General features: G+C 67.5%; 20 protein-coding genes. 12 read left to right on the forward strand and 8 right to left on the reverse strand.

The window, feature by feature from the left end; genetic code table 11:
- Window positions 1-2: 2 nt before the first annotated feature.
- From IEX88_RS05595 to IEX88_RS05605, 3 genes are all read right to left on the reverse strand, one after another.
- The gene (locus IEX88_RS05595) at window positions 3-830 is read right to left on the reverse strand and encodes a carbohydrate ABC transporter permease (RefSeq protein WP_188849584.1); all 828 of its coding nucleotides are present in this window, start codon (window positions 828-830) and stop codon (window positions 3-5) included.
- A 3-nt stretch (window positions 831-833) separates the two neighbouring features.
- Window positions 834-1760 (reverse strand): carbohydrate ABC transporter permease, encoded by a 927-nt coding sequence (locus tag IEX88_RS05600; RefSeq protein ID WP_188849585.1) that lies wholly within the window; start codon window positions 1758-1760, stop codon window positions 834-836.
- A 442-nt stretch (window positions 1761-2202) separates the two neighbouring features.
- On the reverse strand, window positions 2203-3687 hold the full coding sequence (locus tag IEX88_RS05605; RefSeq protein ID WP_244639864.1) for an ABC transporter substrate-binding protein: 1485 nt from the start codon (window positions 3685-3687) through the stop codon (window positions 2203-2205).
- A gap of 164 nt (window positions 3688-3851) precedes the next feature.
- On the opposite strand from IEX88_RS05605, the gene IEX88_RS05610 reads away from it, so the two are divergent.
- The 3 genes from IEX88_RS05610 to IEX88_RS05620 all read left to right on the forward strand — a co-directional run bounded on the left by IEX88_RS05610 (window position 3852) and on the right by IEX88_RS05620 (window position 8100).
- On the forward strand, window positions 3852-5936 hold the full coding sequence (locus IEX88_RS05610) for a bifunctional sugar-binding transcriptional regulator/dihydroxyacetone kinase subunit DhaK (RefSeq protein WP_188849586.1): 2085 nt from the start codon (window positions 3852-3854) through the stop codon (window positions 5934-5936).
- A 177-nt stretch (window positions 5937-6113) separates the two neighbouring features.
- A complete protein-coding gene (dhaL, locus tag IEX88_RS05615) occupies window positions 6114-6755 on the forward strand; it encodes a dihydroxyacetone kinase subunit DhaL (protein WP_373289549.1) in 642 nt (213 codons plus the stop codon).
- Window positions 6756-6930: 175 nt separating this feature from the next.
- Window positions 6931-8100: a GGDEF domain-containing protein gene (locus tag IEX88_RS05620; RefSeq protein ID WP_188849587.1), complete on the forward strand. Its 1170-nt coding sequence runs from the start codon at window positions 6931-6933 to the stop codon at window positions 8098-8100.
- A 95-nt stretch (window positions 8101-8195) separates the two neighbouring features.
- On the opposite strand, the gene IEX88_RS05625 is transcribed toward IEX88_RS05620, so the two are convergent.
- From IEX88_RS05625 to IEX88_RS05640, 4 genes are all read right to left on the reverse strand, one after another.
- On the reverse strand, window positions 8196-8699 hold the full coding sequence (locus IEX88_RS05625; RefSeq protein WP_210319238.1) for a GNAT family N-acetyltransferase: 504 nt from the start codon (window positions 8697-8699) through the stop codon (window positions 8196-8198).
- Window positions 8700-8708: 9 nt separating this feature from the next.
- Window positions 8709-8951: a type II toxin-antitoxin system TacA family antitoxin gene (locus IEX88_RS05630; protein WP_244639866.1), complete on the reverse strand. Its 243-nt coding sequence runs from the start codon at window positions 8949-8951 to the stop codon at window positions 8709-8711.
- 177 nt (window positions 8952-9128) lie between these two features.
- Entirely contained in the window at window positions 9129-10658 is a 1530-nt protein-coding gene (locus IEX88_RS05635; protein WP_188849589.1) for an FGGY-family carbohydrate kinase, read from the reverse strand.
- Between the two features lie 88 nt (window positions 10659-10746).
- Window positions 10747-11736 (reverse strand): sugar-binding transcriptional regulator, encoded by a 990-nt coding sequence (locus tag IEX88_RS05640; protein ID WP_188849590.1) that lies wholly within the window; start codon window positions 11734-11736, stop codon window positions 10747-10749.
- Window positions 11737-11840: 104 nt separating this feature from the next.
- Here IEX88_RS05640 and IEX88_RS05645 point away from each other — a divergent pair, with 104 nt between their 5' ends.
- Genes IEX88_RS05645 through IEX88_RS05660 form a run of 4 tightly spaced genes read left to right on the forward strand, consistent with a single transcriptional unit; the run spans window position 11841 to window position 16021 of the window.
- Entirely contained in the window at window positions 11841-13193 is a 1353-nt protein-coding gene (locus IEX88_RS05645; RefSeq protein ID WP_188849591.1) for an iron-containing alcohol dehydrogenase, read from the forward strand.
- Window positions 13193-14014 (forward strand): HAD-IIB family hydrolase, encoded by an 822-nt coding sequence (locus IEX88_RS05650; protein ID WP_188849592.1) that lies wholly within the window; start codon window positions 13193-13195, stop codon window positions 14012-14014. The genes IEX88_RS05645 and IEX88_RS05650 overlap by 1 nt, the downstream gene beginning before the upstream one ends.
- A gap of 53 nt (window positions 14015-14067) precedes the next feature.
- Window positions 14068-14739: a class II aldolase/adducin family protein gene (locus IEX88_RS05655; RefSeq protein WP_188849593.1), complete on the forward strand. Its 672-nt coding sequence runs from the start codon at window positions 14068-14070 to the stop codon at window positions 14737-14739.
- Between the two features lie 16 nt (window positions 14740-14755).
- On the forward strand, window positions 14756-16021 hold the full coding sequence (locus IEX88_RS05660) for an FGGY-family carbohydrate kinase (RefSeq protein ID WP_188849594.1): 1266 nt from the start codon (window positions 14756-14758) through the stop codon (window positions 16019-16021).
- Window positions 16022-16029: 8 nt separating this feature from the next.
- Here IEX88_RS05660 and IEX88_RS05665 read toward each other — a convergent pair whose 3' ends face one another.
- Complete coding sequence (locus tag IEX88_RS05665) at window positions 16030-16971, reverse strand: sugar-binding transcriptional regulator (RefSeq protein ID WP_188849595.1); 942 nt, start codon at window positions 16969-16971, stop codon at window positions 16030-16032.
- A gap of 223 nt (window positions 16972-17194) precedes the next feature.
- Between IEX88_RS05665 and IEX88_RS05670 the strand changes: the two genes are divergently transcribed.
- From IEX88_RS05670 to IEX88_RS05690, 5 genes are all read left to right on the forward strand, one after another.
- Window positions 17195-18082, forward strand: a complete 888-nt coding sequence (locus IEX88_RS05670; RefSeq protein ID WP_188849596.1) for a carbohydrate ABC transporter permease — start codon at window positions 17195-17197, stop codon at window positions 18080-18082.
- A complete protein-coding gene (locus tag IEX88_RS05675) occupies window positions 18082-18957 on the forward strand; it encodes a carbohydrate ABC transporter permease (protein WP_188849597.1) in 876 nt (291 codons plus the stop codon). The genes IEX88_RS05670 and IEX88_RS05675 overlap by 1 nt, the downstream gene beginning before the upstream one ends.
- Before the next feature lie 86 nt (window positions 18958-19043).
- Window positions 19044-20549, forward strand: a complete 1506-nt coding sequence (locus IEX88_RS05680) for an ABC transporter substrate-binding protein (RefSeq protein ID WP_188849598.1) — start codon at window positions 19044-19046, stop codon at window positions 20547-20549.
- Between the two features lie 130 nt (window positions 20550-20679).
- The gene (locus IEX88_RS05685) at window positions 20680-21405 is read left to right on the forward strand and encodes an SDR family oxidoreductase (RefSeq protein ID WP_188849599.1); all 726 of its coding nucleotides are present in this window, start codon (window positions 20680-20682) and stop codon (window positions 21403-21405) included.
- A gap of 98 nt (window positions 21406-21503) precedes the next feature.
- Window positions 21504-22571 (forward strand): ABC transporter ATP-binding protein, encoded by a 1068-nt coding sequence (locus tag IEX88_RS05690; RefSeq protein ID WP_188849600.1) that lies wholly within the window; start codon window positions 21504-21506, stop codon window positions 22569-22571.
- Window positions 22572-22942: the final 371 nt, after the last annotated feature.

The following is a 22942-nucleotide window of genomic DNA, read 5'->3' on the forward strand; positions in this document are numbered from 1 at the left end:
CCTCAGACCTCGCCGCGCACGGTGCCGAAGGTCATGCCCACCAGCAGGTATTTCTGGAAGATGTAGATGAAGGTCACCGGCACGAGCAGGTAGATCGTCGTCATCGCCGAGATGAAGGTCCAGTTCACGCCGCCGTCCGAATAGGTGCCGACCGCCAGCGCATAGGGAATGTTCTGCGTCGTCACGCCGCCGATGATGAAATTGAACAGGAATTCGTTCCAGACGAAAATCAGGTTGAAGATGAAGGCGGCGATGAGACCGGGCCTCACCTGCGGCAGCACGACCTTGAAGATGACGTGGAACCAGGAGCCGCCGTTGACGATGCCGGTCTCGTCGAAGCGTGTCGATACGCCGTCGAGAAAGCCCTTCAGGATCCAGACCGAGAAGGGGATCGAGAACATGGCGTAGAACAGCATCAGCCAGAGATGCGAATCCTTCCAGCCGAAGGCGACATACATCAGGAACACCGGCAGGATCACCGCCGGCCCCGGCAGCATGCGGATCGACAAGAGCAGGAACATCAGGAAGTCCGTGCCCTTCGGCTTGAAGCGCGAGAAGCAGAAAGCGGCAAGGAAGGAGACGAGCACGGCGATGATCACCGCGCCGAGCGACAGGAGGATGGAATTGCCGATCTGCAGGAACAGCGACTGCCGGTTGAACAGGTCCAGATAATTCTCGAGCGTCGGCGTGAAGATCAGTTTCGGCGGGATGGCGAGGATGTCCGAGCGCGTCTTGAACGAAGCGAGCACGATCCAGGCGATCGGGGCGAAGAAGATCAGCGAGATCGCCCAGAGGCCGCCATAGTAGAGACCGTTTTTCACACGTGTCATGGCTCAGCCCTCCCGTCGGCGGCGCAGGTTGAGGACGAAGATGAAGACCGAGGTCATCGCGATGGAGATGAGGAGCAGGAGCACCGAATAGGCCGAGGACCAGCCCATGTTGAAGCTCTCGAAGGCCTGCTTGTTGAGTTCCAGCGCCACCAGCCGCGTCTGCTGGCCGGGGCCGCCCTTGGTCATCGGGATGATCAGGTCGAGCGTCTTGAACGAGTCGATGGTCCGCAGCAGAATCCCGAGCATCAGGATGAATTTGCCGTGGTGCCAGATCACCAGGGACAGGCGCCGGTGGAAGGGCACGCGGTCGATCTCGGCCGCCTCGAGCTCGGCCTTCGGCACCGAGCCGAGGGCGGCCAGCGTCATCAGCGTCATGAACGGCGTCCACATCCAGCAGTCCACCGCCAGCACCGCCCAGAAGGCGAGACTGGGATCGCCGAGGAAATCGATCGGCGGGGAGTCGAACAGCCCACGTGCGACCGCGTTGAGCACGCCGAAGGTCGGATCGTAGATGAAGCGGAAGAAAGTGCCGGTCGCCACCGGCGTCAGCACCATCGGCGCGAACAGAAGCGTCAGCGCCAGGCGCCGTCCGGGCATCTCGCGCGAGCCCCAGAACAGAAAGCCGAGGGCGGCGCCCAAGACGGTCTGGATGCCGACGCCGAAGAGTACGAAGGTGAAGGTGCGCGACAGGTCGAACCAGATCGCGTTCTTGGAATTGAAGATCGCCACGAAGTTGCGGAAGCCGACGAATTCCGGCGGCATGCCGGAGGTCAGCGAGAAATTGTAGAAGGAGAGGCCGAGCAGCCAGAGCGTCGGAATGGTGTTGAAGACGATGAAGAAGATCATCACCGGGGCGAGCAGCGTCAGCACCATCGTCCGACGGCTGTCGAACAGACGGGCGAAGCGGGTGCTGGCTGAAGCTGTCGGCATGCCGTGTCACTCTTTCCAAGGCCGAAGCCGGTCCTGTTCTCATGCATCGACGAGGGCGACGCGGTCCGCGTTCTCGTCGGCGGCGCGGTCTGCGGTCTCGTCGAGTGCTTGGCGCCTGTTCCCGCTGCCGCACCCCCTGAGCCTAGTCATCACCTTCTCAGCTTAGTCATCCCGGGCTTGACCCGGGACCCATGCCGAAGCGCCGAACCGATGCGCTCCGTGTCAGGACATAACCCTCCTGAACCGGAGAGGCGGCGGAACCGCCTCGGCATGGGTCCCGGGTCAAGCCCGGGATGACTATTCGGGGTGTCGCCGCCCTTCGTTCGGGGGCACTGCTGCCCGTTGTTCGGCGGTGCCGCTGTTCGAACGGACAGCGGCGCTGCCCTTAGCGAAAGACGGCGATGGCGGGGTGCACCGGCACCCCGCCACCGCATAGCCACCCCTACAGCGAGGTCATCGCGCAGGCGCTCGACGGTTCGGTCTTGGACGTGCCGGAGTCGTAGAGGATCTGCTGCTGGGCGCAGGCGATGTAGTCCATCACCGCCTGCGGGTCGGTCGACTGGCCGGTGACGAAGGAGGAATAGCCCTCCTGCTGGATGGCCAGCATTTCCGAGTATTTCGGGTCGTGCCAGAAGTCGCGGGAACGGCCGTCCTCCAGCATGAACTTGTAGGTCTGGTTCCACGGATTGATGGAGTCGAAGTCGTCGCGCGACAGCGTCGCCTTGTCGGCCGGGTTGCCGCCGCGCTTGGCGAATTCCAGCGCCGTGTCCGGCTGGTACCACCAGTTCATGAAGTCGATGGCGACGCGCATCTTCGTCTCGTCGTTGAAGGCGTTGATCACCCACGGCTGGCCGCCCATGGAGTAGATGCGCTTGGCCGTCTCGCCGGTGCCGTGCTTGGGCGGCGGCACGACGAGCACCTTGCCCTTCAGCTCCTCGGTGATCATCGAGGGGCCGACGGCGGCCCACTGGATGGTCGAGAACACCTTGCCTTGCGTGAACACGTCGATGCCCTCGGCGATGCCGATGTTCGTCGCGCCGGGCGGACAGTATTTCAGCCAGCGCTTGAACTCCGCGAGCGAGGCGGCGTTCTCCGGCGTGTTGAGCACGCCCTCGATCTGGCCCGTCGCCGGGTCCCACAGCTCGCCGCCGCGGCTCCACAGGAAGTTGTTGAAGGCGCAGGTGGCAAAATCGTAGACGCGGCTGTACTGCTGGGCAAAGCCCCAGCGCTGCTCGTCCGGCCGGGTGAAGAACTCGGCGATCTTCTCGAACTCGTCCATGGTCAGCGCCTCGAAGTCCTCGAAGGTCTTCGGCAGCGGCTTGCCGTATTTGGCCTGGAAGGCCTCCATTTCCTTGGGGTCTTCGAGCCAGTCCTTGCGCACGAACAGCGCCTCGACGTCGCCCTCCTGCGGCAGGCCCCAGATGTCCTGGCTGCCGTCGGGATAGGTCATGTAGGTGTCGACGACGGTCTTGGAGTACCAGTCGATCTGCAGGCCCTTGTTGGCGGCGATGACGTCGTTGAGCTTCAGGATCCAGCCGGGCTGGGCGAGCGCGCCGAGCCACTGCGAATCCGAGATGATGATGTTGTATTCCTGGCTCTTGGTGACGAGCGAGGTCGCCGCCTTCTGGAAGAGGTCGGAGAAGGGTGCCTCGGCGAAGGCGAAGGAGACGTTGTAGCCGTACTTCTCCTTCACGTAGTCTGCGAACAGCGGCGACATCTTCACGCCGAGCGAGGAAGGCACCCAGCCGGCAATGCCGAGAATGTTCATCTCGATCGTCTGGCCCTTCAGCGGGTGCGCTTCCTGCGCCGCCAACCGGTTGATGAAGGGCGCGCTCAAAGCACCGGACAGGCCGAATGCTGCAGCGCCTTTCAAAATTGTGCGCCGCGGCAAAATAAGGCCGTGCTGATTTTTTGGGGTATTCTGCATAAGACCCTCCCAGTGCAACCGCGGTTGCTGCGTTTCCCTATCGACTTCTTGACGAAGTTCATGTCCTCGCGCTGTGTCCGGATCCGCTTGAAAGTTCTGCTGGACGGGACGGCGCGAATATTAGGTTGGCGACATTATTCAAATCAGCTACAACAAATGTCAAGATGGCTCGTCAAAATGTCTCCTCCCTCGTCCGCGACCCCGTCGCCGCCGCTCCGGCCGGCGGTGCGCCGGCTATTCCCTGGCATTTCCAGGACGACCCGCTGCTGTGGGCCGGCTGGCTCTACGTCCAAGACGGGCTGACCCAGAGCGACATCGCCAAGGTCATGGGCGTGTCCCGGGCGACGGTGAACGGCTATCTCGCCGAGGCGCGCCGGACCGGCATCGTCAGCCTGTCGATGGAGGCCACGCGTCTCGGCGAGTTCTCCGTGGCGCAGGCGCTGAAGCAGCATTTCCGGCTCGAGGCCTGCATTGTGGTTCCCGCCGCCGACCCGGCGAGCCCTTTGATCGAGCGGCTGGGCCTCGCCGGCGCGAAAGTCCTGCGCGGTCTCGTCAAGCCGGGCGACAGCATCGGCGTCGCCTGGGGGCGGACGGTGATGGCGGTAGCGCGGGCGATGGCGCCGACTGTCGTGCCCGACCTCTCGGTGGTGCAGGCGACCGGCGGGCTGACCGCGACCTTCGACTTCTCGCCCGAGCTCTGCGCCTCGCGTCTCGCCCAGGCGCTGGGGGCCCGCTCGATCAACATCAGCGCCCCGGCGATCGTCTCGCATGCCGCGGTGCGCGACGTGCTGATGGCCGAGCCGATCCTCGCCGAGCAGTTCGCGCTGGCGCGCAGCGTCGACAAGATCCTCTTCGGCGTCTGCTCGACCCGGCCGGACAGCCTGATCTACGAAAGCGCGCTGGTGACGCCGGAGGACGTCGGCGATCCCGTGACCAGCCGGGCGACGGCGGTCGTCGCCGGCCGCCTGATCGACGACCGCGGCCGGCCGATCCTCGGCGCGCTCGACGACCGCACGATCGGCCTGACGCTGGCCGAGATCGGCCGCATCCGCACGCGCATCGCCGTCGCCGGCGGCGCCGACAAGGTGCCGGCGATCCTCGCCGTGCTGCGCGGCCGCCATGCCAACATCCTCGTCACCGACGCCAAGACCGGCCACGGCATCCTGCAGGCCGAAGGCGTGCCGGCGGCGCTCGGGGCCCTGCGCGGCCGAGGCAAGACACAGCTCCAGGGAGGGACCGCCGTGAAGACCAAGAAACTGATCAACGACCCGAAGAACATCATCGAGGAAATGCTAGAGGGCATCGTCAAGGCGCATCCGACCAAGGTGCGCCAGCTTCCCGAAAATTCCCGCTCGCTGGTCGCCGTCGACGGGCCGCGGCCCGGCAAGGTCGGCATCGTCGTCGGCGGCGGCTCCGGGCACGAGCCGTCCTTTCTTGGCTTCGTCGGCAAGGGGCTGGCCGACGCCTGCGCCGTCGGCAACGTCTTCGCCTCGCCGCCGCCGGACCCGATCCTGGAATGCACCAAGGCGGCCAGCGGTGGCGCCGGCGTCCTCTATCTCTACGGCAACTATGCCGGCGACGTCATGAACTTCGACATGGCCGCCGAGATGGCGGCGATGGAGGACATCGAGGTGCGCACCGTCGTCACCCTCGACGACGTCGCTTCCGCCCCGCGCGACCAGCGCGACAAGCGGCGGGGCGTCGCCGGCAACTTCTTCGTCTTCAAGATCGCGGGCGCCGCGGCCGACAAGATGTGGACGCTGGACGAGGTCGAGCGCGTCGCGCAGAAGGCGAACGCGTCGACCTTCACCGTCGGCGTCGCGCTCTATCCCTGCTCGCTGCCGCAGACCCTGAAGCATAATTTCGAGATTGGCGAGAATGAGATGGAGATCGGCATGGGCATCCATGGCGAGCCCGGCATCGTGCGCGAGCCCTTGAAGAGCGCCGACGAGGTGACCGATGCGATGCTGGAGCGCATCTTCGACGAGCTGCCGACGGAAAAGGGCGGCAAGGTCGCGGTGCTCATCAACTCGCTCGGCTCGACGCCGCTGATGGAGCTCTACGTCGTCAACCGGCGCGTCCACCAGCGGCTGGAGAAGCGCGGCATCGCGGTCCATGCCAACTGGGTCGGCACCTATTGCTCCTCGCTGGAAATGGCCGGGATGTCGGTGACGCTGATCCATCTCGACGCCGAGCTGACCGAGCTTCTCGACCACCCCTGCGACTGCGCGATGTTCCGCGCCGGCTGACCGGCCGTCGCCGGGGCGCGCCGTCGGGACCGCTTTTCCTATGGGACGCTCCGGAAGCCGCCGTCGAGCTTGTGATCATGGGGCGCTGCCCGCCGCAGGGCGGCAGCGCCGAAACCGACCGGATCCGGCGCCGCTGCGCCGCCGTCCGACCCCGATAGACAGACCGGAGAAAACGCCGTGAGCGACATCACCACCACAGACCTCGTCGCCATGTTCGACGCCATCGGCGCGATGATCGAGGCGAACAAGGGCCATCTCTGCGAGCTCGACGGCGTCATCGGCGATGCCGATCACGGCGTGACGATGAGCATCGGTTTCACCGCCGTCGGCCTCGCGCTTGCCGATCTCGACACGGCCACCGCCGACCCGACGGCGGTGTTCAACACGGCGGCGAAGAGCTTTCTCAACGCCGTCGGCGCCTCGTCCGGCCCGCTCTACGCCACCGCCTTCATGCGCGCGGGCGCCGCGGTGAAGGGCAAGCCCGTGCTCGACCGCGACGCCATGGTCGACGCCGTCGCCGCCCTGGCGAAGGGCATTCAGGACCGCGGCAAGGCCACGCGCGGCGAGAAGACCATGGTCGACGCCTGGCTCCCCGGCGCCGAGGCGGCGGAAGCCGCCCGCGCCGAAGGCCAGCCGCTCGCCGCCTGCCTCGACGCCGCCGCCAAGGCCGCGACCGAGGGCGCCGAGTCGACCAAGGCCATGCTCGCCTCCAAGGGCCGCGCCTCGCGTCTCGGCGAACGCTCGCTCGGCCACATGGACCCGGGCGCAGCCTCGGCGGCCTTGATGCTGAAGGTCATGGCGGATCACTTCGCGCGCTGAGGGAAGGGGCGGTTGCGCGGGGAGCGTCGGGCGGTCTCGGCGTCGACGTCCCGTCGCCGGCCGTCTTCCTGGCCGTTCAGGATTGTTTCACCATGCCGGGCAAAAACGCCCGAGATCAACGGAACGTTTGCCATTGCCGTCTTAGCGTGCAGCCACCGCAGCCTGAATCCGCCCCATGCACATCGATGTTCCCACCCTTTATCTCCTGATCGTCGGCACGACCTTCGTGGCCGGGTGCCTGACGGTATGGGAGCGGCAATTCAATGCGCCGCATCGCCGTGAACTCGGGCTCTGGGCCCTCGGCTATCTCCTCATCTCCGCCGGCTGCCTGGTTCGCATCGCCGATTCAGAACTGCCGGGCTTCGTGACAGTCGGCCTGTCCAATGTCGCCGTCGGGCTGGGCTATGCCGTCATCTGCTACGGCGCGGTCCTGTTTTCCGGCAGGCGCGTCCCCCACTGGCTTCCGATGGCGCTGGTGGTGTCGGCCTTTGCCTGGCTGGCCGGCGGCTACAGCCAGCCGATGCCGCTCCGCATCGCGCTGACGTCGGCGCTGACGGGCGGCCTTTGCCTGTGGGCCGCCGCCGCGCTGTCTACGGGCCGCGCTGGCGGCCGGCCGTCGCAGAAGCTGGCGGGTACGCTGTTTGCGTTCCACGGCGGCTTCTTTGCAGTCCGTGCGCTGGTGACCAGCTTCGATCTCGGCAGCACCATCACCTTGTGGGGCAGCAACATCACCGTCACCATGTTCGAGGGCATCCTGTGGTCCGCCGCGGCGCCGATGGCGCTTCTTGTGGCGGCCCGGGAGAGGACGGAGCGCGCTCTGGTGGCCGATTGCCAGACGGACTACCTGACGGATCTCGACAACCGCCGCGCTTTCTTCGAGAAGGGGGAGCGCCTCTTGGAAAAGGCGCGCCGGGACCAGACCAGCGTCGTGCTCCTCGCCTTCGACCTCGATCATTTCAAGGCGATCAACGACCGCTTCGGCCACAGCACGGGCGACACCGTTCTCCGGCTGTTTGCCGGGGTGGCGCGCGAGGTCGTGGGCAAGAATGCCGTACTGGCCCGCCTCGGGGGCGAGGAGTTCGCGGCCGTCCTGCCCGTCCCTCTCGCCGATTCCGCCCATGACGTGGCCTCGCATGTCATGAAGCGTTTTGCGATCGAAGCCGCCCGGCCGGAAGGGCTGGGCATCGCGGCTACGGTGAGCATCGGGATCGCGGGGTCGGCGAATCATCGCGAAGGGTTGTCGGCGCTCCTCTCCGCCGCCGACGCGGCGCTCTACCGGGCCAAGGCGCTCGGCCGGAACCGGATCGAGCGGGCTCTGCCGCATGCGCAGTCCGTCGCCGCGTAGCAAAATGGCTTTCTTCGACTTGCCGTCCCGCCATGGTTCCTGGTTTCCGCACGACCTGTTTCAAAAGCTGGAAGTCACCTCCCGTCGAGCATGCGCTACCGCATCGCCGCGATGATGGTTTCAATGGGCAGGTACAGGGCCCGGCTGCCTTCCGGGTATTCGATGAACTCGGCGTGCTTCAGGTAGAAGCGCCGCGCCTCCTCATCCATGGCCTGCACCAGAACGGCCCGGATGCCGATCGTTTCCGACGCGAAGGCGATCCGACGCAGCGCGTCCGACAGGATGTCGGCGCCCAGAGCTTTGCCGGCGTCGCTGCGATTGACGGCGAGGCGTCCGAGGATCGAGATCGGGATGGTGTCCGGCGCGTTGCGCCGGAGCTTCGACGGCGCCGCCGACCGCTCCACCGCGCCCGCCGATAGGCAGAAATAGGCGGCGACCCTGGCGCCGTCGCAGACGACATAGGTGCGGGAGAAGCGGCTTTCATTCCTCAAGGCTCTGTGCCGGAGCCATTCGTCCAGGGCCGGCTTGCCGCAGTCGAAGCGGGAGAGATCGTGCGCGGGCGTCAGGGGAACCGGCGGCGACAGCTTCAGGGGCGGCAAGCGGGTCTGCTACTTCTGCCAGGATGGTTTGCGCGCCATCAGCGACGTCAGCTTCGGTCCCGGCGTCGGCGGACGGTCGAGCGCGTCCGCGAAGGCGTCGTAGCTCTCGCCCCCGAGCGCAAAAAGACGCTGGTCGAGCAGGATATCGATGGCGTGGAGCCGGGCGCTCTCGACCATGAACTCTGTCCGCGTCTTGCCGAGGACGGCGGCGGCCTCATCGATGAGCTGCTGCGTGCCGCTTTCGATGCGCATGTTGATGCTGCCCCGTTTTGTTCCGGCCGATGGGCGACCGTCGACGGGAGGGAGCGTATCGTCGACCGAGGGTGAAGAGCGGGTGTCGGGCATCTCGAAATAGTGTCATCCGTCTACACAATGTCAATACAACTCTCGCCGCAGCCAGCTTGGTCGCCGCGCTTCGTCTCCCCTGCCTCACGGCATTCCATACGCCCGCGTGGCAAAATACACCCCGTCCTGGCGGGCCGACAGCGCGTCCCAGACGCTGCGCATCTCCGGGCGCGGCAGGACTTTCTCGCAGCCCTCAGTCATCGCCTCGGCGGCCTCCTTGTAGGACCCGAACCAGCCGGCGCCGCGGGCGGCGATGATGGCGGCGCCGAGGGCCGAGGCTTCGACGGTGGCCGAGCGCTCGACCGGCAGACCGGTTGCGTCGGCCAGCATCTGCAGCCACATCCGGCTTTTGGCGCCGCCGCCGATGGCGCGGATGCAGTCCAGCGCGATGCCTTCCCTGGCCATGGCGGAAAGGGCGCGGGCGATTTCCAGCGTCAGCGCTTCCAGCGCGGCGCGGTAGAGATGGGCGCGGCCGTGCCCCGGCGACAGGCCGACGATGGCGCCGCGCGCCTTCGGGTCCCAGTGCGGGTTCATCACGCCGAGGATGTGCGGCGTCATCATCAGCCCCTCGCAACCGACCGGCAGCCGGGCCGCGGCGGCCTCCAGCGCGTCGAACACCGCCGGGTCGGCGCGGCCGCCGCAGAAGGTGTCGATCACCCAGTTGACGAAGAAGGCGCCTGCCTTCTGCGCCGACTCCAGGAAATAGCCCTCGCCGGTCGGGCCGGTCATGGTGCGCCAGGAGAGGCTGGTGCGCGGCTCCTTCGAGTAGACGCCGGTGATCGTCGCCGTGCCGAGGTTCAGATAGACCTGGCCGGGGCGAAAAGCGTTGGCGCCGAGGCCCGCGCACTGGCCGTCGCCACCGGCGGCATAGAGCGGCGTGCCCTCGGCGAGGCCCGTCGCCGCCGCCCCCGCGGCGTTCACTTGGCCGATCGCCGTGCCGGGCCGCACCGCCTGCGGCAGCTTCGACAGGGGAATGGCGAGGCTGGCGAGGATTTCCGGCGACCAGCGCATGGCCGTGATGTCGAAAATGCCGAAGGGATCGGCGCTGGTCCAGCTCGCCACCGCCGTGCCGGTCAGGCGACGCACGAGAAAGCCGTGCGCGTCGACGATCTCCGCGGCAGCGTCGAGCAGGGCCGGATCGTTCTGGCGCAGCCAGTCGAGCCGGTAGACGACGGGGATGGTGTCGACCGGCTTGCCGGTGGTCTCGTGCAGAAACGTCCGGCCCATCCGCTCGGCATAGGCGGCGTGCGTCGGCGTGGCGCGCTCGTCGAGCCAGACCAGCGCCGGGCCGATCGGGCGTCCGTCGGCACCCAGAAAGGCGACCGTCTCGCGCTGGTTGGAGATGGCGACCGCGTCAATCCGGTCCGCGCCGACCGCTCGGGTGACGGCCTTCAGCGCCGTGCAGGCGGCGGTCCACCAGTCTTCCGGTTCCTGTTCGGCATGGCCCGGTTTCGGGCTGGAGAGGGCGACCGGCGCCCGGCCTTCGGCGACGGTGCGGCCGGAGGCGTCGAAGGCGATCGCCTTGGTGCTCTGGGTCGAGGAATCGATGCCGACCACCAGTCGCTCCGCCGCAGCGCCGGCTGTGCCCCGCTTGTCCTGCCCTGACTCGGCCATGTCGTCCTCCCCCGTCGCCCGGCGTCTCTGCGCCCGTGTCGACCTGTTTCGTGTCGGGGCGCAGCCGTTCCGGCGCCCCGTGGATCCGTCATTTGCCCGCGAGCAGCGCCTCCGCCGTCGTCGCATCGGTGACAAAATGCGTGGCGCAGCCCCCCGACAGCGCGGCGGCAATGGCGGAGCGCTTGTGCGCGCCCCCGGCCAGGCACAGCCGCACCGGCACCTGTTTCAGCTCGGCGAGCGAGATGCCGACGATGCGCGCGTCGAGATCGCTCGCCACGGCCTCGCCCTTGGCGTCGATCAGCCGGCCGATGACGATGCCGATGGCCTCCGTCTTGCGCAGCTGCGCCAGCTCGGCCGCGTCCGCCATGCCAGAGGCTGCGAAGGTGCTGCCGGGGCCGATGTCGCCGACGCCGAAGAGGATGATGTCGGCGGCGCGGATGTGCTCGAACTGGCGCCGCAGCGAGGGCTCGGCGAGGAGTTGGTCGCGCAGTGCCCGGCTCGACAGCACCACGGGGGCATGAAAGTTCAGGCAGCGGGCGCCGAGCTGGTTGGCCAGCAGCGAGGTGCAGAGTTCGGGCGAAAAATCGTCGGTCGACAGCGACGAGCCGGAGGCCTGGACGATGGTCAGCCCCTTGATCTCGCTGGCCACGGTGGCCCGGGCGGCCGCCAGCACCGTCCTTCCCCAGGCGACGCCGACCGTATCGCCGGGCTTCAGCATGTCGGCGAGGATCCGCGCGCCCGCCGTGCCGATGCGGCGGTCCGGCCGGCCGGCATCGCTGCCGGCAGTCTCCGCGATCGACGGGATGACATGGGCGGCGACGAGGCCGAAACGTTCGGCGAGGCGCCGCGCCAGGCCGATCCGGCTGGCCGCCGCCGGATCGAGCCGGATCGAGACGATGCCGCGGGTGCGCGCGTCCTGCAGGTAGTTCACCACCGAGGCGCGCGACACGCCGAGGCGCTGCGCGACGTCGCTTTGGGTCAGGCCGTCGACATAATAGAGCCAGGCAGCGAAAGTCAGCAGGTCGTCGAATTCCAGCGGCGGCGCGGGAGGAGCGGGGGAGGGGAGCGGCTTTTGCATTCCGTCACTCTGACGCGCCCGTGACTTTTGTCAAATCGAGATGTCAAATGGTTTGACATCTGCCATGGCCTTCCGTCAAATGTCCAAAAACGGGAGGAGCGCACATGCCGTCATCACTGACTGGCCGTGACGGCGCCGCCGCGCCGTCGGGTGGCTGGACCGCGGACATCGACGATTTCGTCGCCGGACGTTGGATCAACCCCGTGACCGGGACGCCCGCCCGCGTGCCCTACGAGTCGATCGTCATCGAGGACAGCCTCGCGGGGCGGGAGGCCGATCTCGTCGCCTCCATGCGTCTCGGCGAGCGCCTGGCGATCGTCGCCGACGAGGCGACCTTCGACGTCATGGGCGGGCGGATCGAGCGCGCGCTGAAGCATTTGTCCCCGACGGTCATCGTCCTGAAGCGCCCGCATGCCGACATGGCCGAGGCGGCGGCGCTGAAGGAGAAACTCGCCGGTTTCGACGGCGCGGTGGCCGTCGGCTCCGGCACGATCAACGACCTCGTGAAATTCGTCACCGCTGCCGACGGGCGGCGCTACTGCGTCTTCGGCACCGCCGCTTCGATGAACGGCTACACCTCGACGACGGCGTCGATGACGCTGGAGAGCGGGCTGAAGGTGTCGCTGCCGGCGCATGCGCCGGTCGGCTTCTTCGCCGACCTCACGGTCTCCGCCGAGGCGCCGGTGCGTCTCTCGGCCGCTGGCTTCGGCGACTGCCTCGCCCGCTCTGTGGCGCAGATCGACTGGTGGTTCTCGCACCGCCTGCTCGGCACGCCCTATTTCCAGATGCCCTACACCATCCAGGAAAAGGACGAGGCGGAGCTCAATGCCCGCGCCGCCGGCATCGCCGGACACGAGGTCGCCGCCAACGGCTATCTGCACCGCGTGCTGACGCTCTGCGGCCTCGGCATTTCCTTCACCGGCGTGTCGAACCACGGTTCGATGGGCGAGCACCAGATCTCGCATTACATCGACTGTTTTGCCGGCGACCGCCATCCCGGCACGCTGCACGGCCAGCAGGTCGGCGTCGCGTCGCTGACCATGGCGCGGCTGCAGCAGGAAATGCTCGCCAGCGACGTAGCCCCGGTGGTGCGCCCAACGGTGATCGACGAGGCCGGCATGATCGCCCGCATGGGCCCGGCCATCGCCGCCGAGTGCCTTGCCGAGTATCGCAAGAAGGCGCTCGACGACGCCGGCGCCGCGGCGCTGAACGCACGGCTCGAAACGCTCTGGCCGGATCTGCGCCGCGAACTCACGGCCTTCGCCATCCCTGTCCCCGAAATGCGGCGCCTGCTGGCGGCCGCAGGCGGCGCCGTCACCGCCGCGGAACTCGGCGTGCCCACCGATTTCTACCGCGAGGCGGTCCTCCATTGCCGCGAAATGCGCAACCGCTTCTCGATGCTGGACGTCGCCGACGACGCCGGCCTGCTTCGAGACTTCGTCGCGGGAGAAGCCTGATGGCCGGTCCGACCCTACGGCCCCTCCGGGACATGCCCGACGATGTCGCTGCCTCGGTCGTCGGCGTCTTCGCCGACATCGATGACACGCTGACGACCGAGGGCCGCCTGCCCTCCGCCGCCTATGCGGCGCTGGAAGCGCTCTCCGAGGCCGGCCTGTTCGTCGCGCCGATCACCGGGCGGCCCGCCGGCTGGTGCGACATGGTCGCCAGGTTCTGGCCGGTGAGCGGCGTCGTCGGCGAGAACGGCGCCTTCTATTTCGCCTATGACGCCGGGGAAAAGCGCATGCGCCGGCGCTTCTTCGCCTCGACTGAGGAAAGGCTCGAGAACCGCAACCGCCTCGACGCCGTCGGTCGCCGCATCCTCGCCGAGGTGCCGGGCTCGGCCATCTCGGCCGACCAGCTCTACCGCGAGGCGGATCTCGCCATCGATTTCTGCGAGGATGTTCCGGCGCTGGAGAAGGCCATGGTGCGCCGGATCAAGGACATCTTCGAGGAGGAGGGCGCCGTGGCGAAAATTTCGTCGATCCACGTCAACGGCTGGTTCGGCGATTACGATAAGCTCTCGATGTCGCGCCATTTCGCCGCCGACATTCTGGGACTCGATCTCGATGCCGAGAGGCGCCGCATCGTCTTCGTCGGCGACAGCCCGAACGATGCGCCGATGTTCGGCTTCTTCCCTGCGGCCTGCGGCGTCGCCAATGTCCTCGACTTCGGCGGCGAGATGGAGGCCGAGCCGGCCTTCGTGACGACGCGGCGGGGTGGCGAAGGGTTCGTGGAGGTGGCGCGCCGGCTGCTCGATGCCCGGCGCCCCGCCGCCTGAACACCCGCCCTGCGGGGCGGGGAGGCGGGGACGGGCCAGAAAGGATGAGAGACATGTCGAAGACCGAAAAGAGACTGCGCCAGCGCATCGTCGAGCTCTGCCGGGAAATGAACGCCAATGGGCTGAACCAGGGCACGTCGGGCAATATCTCGGCCCGTCACGGCGACCACATGCTGATCACCCCCAGCGCCACCGCCTATGACGCGATGACGCCGGACATGATCGCCTCCATGCGAGTCGACCGAGACGCCTTCGAATGGGACGGGCCGCTGAAGCCTTCGACGGAATGGCGGTTCCACCGCGACATTCTGCGCCACAGGCCGGACGCCAACGCGGTCGTGCATGCCCATCCGACCTTCGCCACGACGCTCGCCATCGCGCGAAAACCCATTCCGGCCTGCCACTACATGATCGCCGCCTTCGGCGGCAACGACGTGCGCTGCTCGGATTTCGCCGTCTACGGCACGCCGGAACTCTCGGCGACGGCGCTCGAGGCGCTGGAGGGGCGGACCGCCTGCCTCCTCGCCAATCACGGCACGATCGCGCTCGGCGAGAGCCTGGACAAGGCGATGTGGCGGGCGGTTGAGTTGGAGACCATCGCCAAGCAGTATTTCTACAGCCTGCAGCTCGAGGGCGGACCGGTGATCCTCAGCGATGCGGACATCGCCGCCACAGCGCGGGGTTTCGGCTCCTACGGGCTGCAGGAAAAGGCGATGGCGGACTGATGGGTCAGAGCACGGGATGAGGGACCTCGCCCTCGGCATCGATGTCGGCACGTCGGGCGTGCGCGTTGCCGCCCTGGCCGCGGACGGCACGGTCGTCGCAAAGGCGGCGACGGCCATGCCGGCACCACGCCGGAGCGATGGCCTGGTGCGCCAGCGTCCGGCGATCTGGCGCGCGGCGATCGCCGAGGTCGTCGGCCGGCTGGGTGGCACGATCGACCTCGCCTGCGTCAGGGCCGTGGCGACCGCCGCGACTTCCGGCACGATCCTCGGCCTCGACGCCGCCGACCGCCCGATCGGCGATGCGCTGATGTACAACGATGCCAGCGGCGCGCGTTTCGCCCCGGCGATCGACGCCGTGGCGCCTGGAGAGACCGCGGCGCGCGGCGCCATGTCGGGGCTGGCGCGGGCCCTGTTCCTGCAGTTCGCCCGCCATCCCGTCCGCCTCGTCCACCAGGCCGACTGGCTGAACGGGCTCCTGACCGGGGAGCCTGGCATTTCCGACGAAAGCCATGCGCTGAAGACCGGCTACGATCCGGTGATACGGCGCTGGCCAGACTGGATCGCCGCCACCGGCCTCGCCATCGACCTTTTGCCGCGCGTCGTCCCCTGCGGCGCGGTGCTGGGGGAGGCGGCCGGCGCCTTTGCCCGCGAACTCGGCCTGGCCGAAGACACCCTTGTCGTCGCCGGCTGCACCGACGGTTGCGCCAGCTTCCTCGCCACGGGGGCCAGCCGTCCGGGCGACGCGGTGTCCTCGCTAGGCTCGACGCTGACGGTGAAGATCCTCTCGGACGGGCCGGTCTTCGCGCCGGAAATGGGCATCTATTCGCACCGCATCGGCGATCTCTGGCTGGCCGGCGGGGCTTCCAATGCCGGCGGCGCGGCGATCGCCGCGATCTTCTCGCCCGTCGACCTGCAGCGGCTGGAGGCGGCGCTGCGCCCCTCAGAGGATACCGGCCAGGATTTCTATCCCCTGGTCGGGCGCGGCGAGCGCTTTCCCGTCAGCGATCCGGCGCTGGCGGCGCGGCTGACGCCGCGCCCGGAAGACGACGTCCGTTATCTCCAGGGTCTCTACGAGGGCCTCGCGCGCATCGAGGCGGCCGGCTACGCGGCACTGGCCACGGCCGGCGCCGCGAGACCGCTGCGCCTCTTCGCCGTCGGCGGCGGCACGAAGAGCGCCGCCTTCCAGGCCATCCGCGCGCGTCTGGTCGGCCTGCCCACCGTGCCGGCCGCGCATGGCGATGCGGCCGTCGGCGTCGCGCGCCTCGCGCTGCGGCATCTGTGAGCCGGGCCTCAGCCCTCCTGCAGCAGCGCGCGCCCCGTCGCCGCGTCGGTGACGAGATGGGTGAAGGTGCCGCGCTCCAGAAGCATGCGCATCATCGGCGCCTTCGACGTGCCGCCCGAGACGAGCACGCGGCAGGGCACGCCGCCGAGATCGAAGGGATGCACGCCGACGACGCATTCATTGGCGGGATGATCGACGATGCGGCCCTGCGCATCCATGAAATAGCCGAGGAAATTGCCGATCGCGCCGAGCGCCAGGACCTCGGCGAAGACCGCGTCGGAGAAATAGCCGACGCTGCGCAGCGTGCCGCAATCGGTGCCGCCGACGCTGGCCAGCGCCAGATCGGCGCAGAGCGCCAGCGCGATCACTTCCTGTGCGAGCGGCTGCTGCAGGATCGCCTCGCGGCTCGCTTTGGTATCGGTAAAGATCGGGCCTGGAAGGTAGTAGCATTCCGCATGCAAGCGCTGCGCGAGAAGCGTGCCGGCCTCGTAGCGGTCGATCGAGGAGCGCCGCGACAGCGAGCCGAGCAGCGGGACCACGGTCACCGTGTCCTCGCCGGTCGATCCTACCGGCTCGATTGCGCCTGCCAGCGACTGCAGCGTCACGCCCCAGGCCATGGCCACCGTCAGGGGGGGCTGCAGCATCGGTGCCACGAAGGGCGCGGCATAGCTGCCGACGATCTGCGAGAGGCTATGGTCGGGGCTTTCGTCGCTGGGCGTCACCCGGCAAGCGGCGAGGGCAAACCGCTCCGCCAGCCGGTGCTCGAGGTCCAGGGTGGCGCCCGTCTGGCTGCGGATCTGGACCTGGACCACGCCCTGCTCTCGCGCTTCCGCCAGGAGGCGGTGCACTCGGATCCGCGTCATGCCGAGGCGCTGGGCGATGACCTGCTGGGTTTCGCCGAGGACGTAATAGAGATGGGCGACCCGCGCGAGAAGATCTTCCTGGCTCATCGTTTCTCCTGTCCGGCCCGCGCCGGGTCCGCCTCGCACGGGCGGACGCCGGGTCGCCGGCCGCGCTTCCTGCACCGATCGAGGCGGCCGTTCCGGCGCGGCGCGGCACCGGTCAAAAAGCCGCTTGCCAAGGCCTGCTGCGAGCTATACCAATTTTGAACAAATGCACAATGACCGGAAAAATGTTCATAGAGACATTCCGGCGTGCATCGGGAGGAAGTCTTTGGTCTCGACGCGACTGCGCCGCACCGTGGTGTCCGATCACCCCTGGCCCTGGCTGCTGCCGCTGGTGGCGATCCTCCTTGTCTTCACCGTCTTTCCGCTTCTCTACAACATCTGGTTGAGCTTTCACGAGTTCGTCCCGCGCAAGCGGGCGCTGCAGTTCGTGGGCCTCGCCAACTGGTCGCAGCTCGTCGCCGATGCCCGGTTCTGGCAGTCGCTCGGCGTCACCGTCACCTATTTCGTCGTCGCTCTGTCGGTCGAACTCGTGCTCGGCATGACCATCGCTTTGCTGCTCGACAGCGACGAGCCCGGCTTCGGCTTCCTGCGTGGCCTCCTGACGATGACGCTGGTCATCCCGCCGGCGATCGTCGGCATGATGTACCTCCTGATGGAGGACCCGCAGTTCGGCGTCATCACCATGATGCTGCAGGCGCTCGGCCTGCTCGATCCCGGGTCGCCGATCCTGTCGACTCCCAGCCTCGCTTTGGCCGGCGTGCTGCTGGCCGAGATCTGGCAGTGGACGCCCTTCATGGTGCTGATCCTGCTCGCCGGCCTCCGTGCCCTGCCGTCCGAGCCCTATGAGGCGGCGCTGATCGACGGTGCGAGCCCCTGGCAGACCTTCACCCGGCTGACCCTGCCGATGATGTCGAAGGTGATCGCCATCGCCATCCTGCTGCGCGGCATCGATGTCTTCCGTGCCTTCGACTACGTCTTCGTCATGACCTCGGGCGGACCCGGCACCGCCACCTACACGCTCAGCCTCTACGCCTGGCAGCAGACCTTCAGCTTCCTGAAATGGGGCTATGGCGCCACGCTCAGCCTGGTGACGCTCGCGATCATCGTCGTCGTCGCCAATCTCTTCATCAAGCTGGCAAAGGTGAAGTGGTAATGCGCGCCGCCTTCTTTCCCCGCATGGTCCGCATGCTGGCCGCCTGGACGCTGGTCGGGCTGTTCTTCTTCCCGATCTACTACTGGACGTCGGTCGCCTTCCGCGATGGCAAGGACATTTTTGCGCGGCCGCCGATCCTGTTCAATTTCACGCCGACCCTCGACAATTTCCAGAAGGTTTTCGGCATCACCTTCGCCGAGAGCGGCGCCGTGGCGGTGACGCCGGGCGGCGGCAATTTCTACATGGGGCCGCGGCTCTGGGATTCGATCGTCATCGCCACCGGCTCGACGGCGCTGGCGCTGATCATCGCGACGCTCGCGGCCTACGCTTTGTCGCGCATGCAGTTCAAGGGCCGGCACCAGTTCGTCGGCTGGGTGCTGTCGACGCGCATGATGCCGCCGGTCGCCGTCGCGATCCCGATGTTCTTCATCTACAAGACGCTGGGTCTCCTCGACACCTATCTCGGCATGATCCTCATCCACACGCTGATGAACCTGCCGCTCGCCGTGCTCCTGATGAAGAGTTTTTTCGACGACATTCCGGCCGAGATCGACGAGAGCGCGGTGGTCGACGGCGCCAGCCGCTGGACGATTTTTCGCCGCCTGGTTCTGCCGATGGCGCGCGGCGGCATCGCGGCGACGGCGGTGCTCTGCTTCATCTTTTCCTGGACCGAATTCCTGTTCGCGCTGACGTTGACGCAGACGGGCATCAAGACCGTGCCGGTGGTCTCCACCACCTTCGTCACCTCGGTCGGCACCGCCTGGGGCAACATGGCCGCGCTCGGCGCCGCCGCCATCGTGCCCGCCTTCATCTTCGTCCTGGCGGTCCAGAAGCATCTCGTGCGCGGCCTTACCATGGGCTCGCTGAAACAGTGATCGACCCGACCCCCGGAGAGGGGCGGAGCGAATACCCGCAGGCGGCAGGCGGGCGCGCAACTGCCGGATTGGGAGGAGACCGGACGATGAGAGACTGGCAGCGCAAGAATTTCCTGGCATCGATCACCGATCGCTATGTCAGGGGCACGATGGACCGCCGCAGCTTTTTGCGCGCGGCGGGCAAGCTCGGGCTCGCCGCCGGTGCGCTCGGCGCCGGCATGGGCGGCGGCCGGCCCTTCCTCGGCCTCGGCACCCCGGCCTATGCGCAGGGCTCGATGGAACCCTCGGCCGAGATGATGAAATGGCTCGGCGACGTCGGCAAACCCTTCGCCGGCACGACGCTGCGGCTGGCGACCGAATCCACCCCGCCGTCCAACGCCATCGCCAACAGTCTGAAACCCTTCTTCGAGCAGGCGACCGGCATCAAGATCGAGATCGAGGTGCTGCCGCTCGAACAGGTGCTGCAGAAGCTGACCCTCGACGTCGCCTCCTCGCTCGGCACCTACGACCTCTATTATATCGACCAGAGCTGGGCGGCGAGTTTTGCCCAGGATGTGTTCGACCCGCGCGAGCAGATCGAGGCCAAGCCCGACCTGTTCTATCCCGACTACAACATCGACGATTTCCTGCCGGCGCTGGTCGACGGCATTTCCAAGTATGGCGACGCCATGGTCGGCGTGCCCTACGACATCCCGATCTTCATCATGCAGTACCGCAAGGACATCTACGACGAGCTGAAGCTGAAGGCGCCGGAGACGCTGGAGGAGCTCTACGAGAACTCCAAGGCGATCACCGATGCCAAGGGGCCGGCGATGTACGGCACGTCGGGCCAGATGAAGTCCGGCCATTACAGCCTGGAATGCGACTGGACGGCCTGGCTCTGGGGCCATGGCGGCCAGATCTTCGACGCCGACAAGAAATTCGCCGGCAACAACGAGGCGGGCCTTGCCGCGATGGAATACTGGGACCGGCTGCACAAGACGATGCCGCCCGGCGTCAACGGCTGGACATGGGACGGGCAGGGCCAGTCGGTCAGCCAGGGCGTCGCGGCGTCGATGCTGTCCTGGGGCGAGTTCTTCCCCTTCTTCGACGATCCGAAGTCCGGCCAGATCTCCGGCCTGATGGAGGCCGCCGTGCCGCCGCGGGCAAACAGCCTGATCACCCCCGACAAGACCGGCTTCGGCGAGATCCCGGGCGTCGGCCACCAGGGCGGGTCGAGCCTCGCCGTGTCGAAATACTCCAAGAGCCCGGACGCCGCCTGGGTGTTCATGCAGTGGGCGACCTCGGCCGACACGCAGGCGCTGATCACCGTGCTCGGCGGCGGCACCGGGCCGACCCGCACCAGCGTCTACGACGACCCGCGCGTACTCGCCAATGCCCGCGTCGGCGCCGGCACCACGCGCCATCTGCCGGTGGTGCGCGAGACCATCGCCAAGCACATGGGCTCCGAGCCCGACCTGCCGGAATGGGCGGAAATCTCCAGCGACACGATCCCAGTCGGTCTCGGCCGCTACTTCGCCGGCGAATTCGCCAGCCCCAAGGAGGCGATGGACGACATCGCCGCCAAGGTCACCGGCATCCTCGCTGGCTGACGGTGCCTCCATTCCGGCGCGGGCTCTCCCCCGCGCCGGCATGTCGGGCGGCAACGCCCGCCGCGGCGGCGTCCCAGCGCCGCCGCCCAGTTTCGACCAGCCGCTTCGACGACCCGCCCAAGGACGCGCCATGACCGACAAGCCCCTGATCGCGATCACCGGCGCCAGCTCCGGCATCGGCGAAGCCACCGCCATCGCCTTCTCCCGCGCCGGCTACCCGCTGCTGCTGATGGCGCGGCGGCTCGACCGCATGGCGGCGCTGAACCTGCCGGACGCCGTGCTGCGCCAGGTCGACGTGCGCGACCGTGCCGCGCTCGCCGCCGCCGTCGCCGACGGCGAGGCGGCTTTCGGCCCGGTCGACCTCATGTTCGCCAATGCCGGCGTCGCCCATCTCGCCGACATCGCGACGCAGCCGCCGGAAGACTGGGACGCGATGATCGACATCAACACCAAGGGTGTGATGAACACCGTCCACGCCGTGATGGCCGGCATGATCGCCCGCCGCCGCGGCACGCTGGTGATGATGAGCTCGATCGCCGGCCGAAAGGTCTATCCCGACCATACCGTCTACTGCGGCACGAAATTTTTCGTCCATGCCGTGTCCGAGAGCCTGCGCGAATATCTCTCGGCCTACGACGTGCGCGTCCAGGTGATCTCGCCGGGCGTGATCGAGACCGAGGTCCTGTCGGGGGTCAAGGACGCCGGCACGTTGGCCGCCTACCAGGCCAACAAGGCGGCGATCGGCGGCGGCATCGGCCCCGAGCACGTCGCCGACCTCATCCTCTCGACCTACCAGATGCCGCAGAACGCCCTCGTCCAGGAGATCTGCATCACCCCGACGCGCCAGCGCTACTGACGCGCCGGACGTGCCAACCCCGACTGGCCTTCTGGCCGCCGGGACCGTGCCGCAGCGATCCGCGACCGGGACCGCCTAGTCCAAGGAATCCATCGATCATGGCCAGTGTCGAATACCGCAAGATCGGAAAGTCCTACGGGGCGGTCGAGATCATGCGCGACGTCTCGTTCCGCATCGAGCATGGCGAGTTCGTCGTGCTCCTCGGCCCCTCCGGCTGCGGCAAGACCACCCTTCTGAGGATGACCGCGGGCCTCGAAAGCATCTCCGCCGGCGATCTCCTGATCGGTGACACGAGGGTCAACGACAAGCATCCGCGCGACCGCGATATCGCCATGGTCTTCCAGAACTACGCGCTCTATCCGACGATGAAGGTCTACGACAACATCGCCTTCAGCCTCGAGGTGGCAAAAGTCCCGAAGGCCGAGGTGCGGCGCAAGGTCGAGCAGGCCGCTTCCATCCTCAACCTGACCGACTATCTCCACCGCTATCCCAAGGAACTCTCCGGCGGCCAGCGCCAGCGCGTCGCCATGGGCCGCGCCATGGTGCGCGAGGCCGAGGTCTTTCTGTTCGACGAGCCCTTGTCCAATCTCGACGCCAAGCTGCGCGCCCATATGCGGCTGGAGATCCGGCAGCTGCACGACCGGCTGAAGACGACGACGGTCTACGTCACGCACGACCAGATCGAGGCGATGACCATGGCCGACAAGATCGTCCTCCTGCAGGGCGGCAAGATCGTCCAGATCGGCTCGCCCGACGAGATCTACGAGCGGCCGAATTCGAAATATGTCGCCGATTTCATCGGTTCGCCGTCGATGAACTTCATCGATGGCGAGATCGCCGTGGCGGACGGCGCGCCGGTGTTCCAGGCGCCGGGCGTGTCGATCCCGATCCCGGCCGGAAGCCGCGCCCGGCCGGGGCAGCGCGTCACTCTCGGCGTGCGCCCAAACGATCTGGCAGTCGCCGCCGGCGGCCACATTCACGGCGAGGTGATCCTGTCGGAGACGACCGGCGCCGACGTGCAGCTGCACGTGATGATCGACGGGCGCGACACCGTCGCCGTCGTGCCGCGCAGCGAGAAGCGCGCCGCCGGCACGCTCGTCGGCCTCACCGTCGCGCCCGAGAACGTCCATCTCTTCGACGCGGAGACCGAGAAGCGCATCGACTGAGCGCGGGAGGCGGGGGCGGTCGCAGATCGTCCGTCCCGTCCACCATCCGGTCTCCCGGCAAGGAGGAAGATCGGAAGGCTCCCGCCTGGGCGCCTCGGTCCCCTGCCGGCGCGCCGGGGCAATCCTGACCCAACGTTAAGGCGTGAGGCCGGGCGGCCGGTTCGATCTTAAGTGAGGATGGTCTTTGTGCGTTGCAGCATATCTGTTGTGGTGGTGGCTGGAAGCGCAGCAGAACCGCCGGATGAACGCTCTTTCCCCTAAAGTAGCATAGTCAAAACCGCTGCTGGCATGAAACAGATGTCAGCAATTCAAATCGCCGGACCGGGGAAATGCGCCGAACACAGGCGTGAAGTCCGGCGACGGTCTGGGTT

The sequence above is a fragment of the Aureimonas glaciei genome (genome assembly GCF_014643375.1).
GTDB lineage: Bacteria > Pseudomonadota > Alphaproteobacteria > Rhizobiales > Rhizobiaceae > Plantimonas > Plantimonas glaciei.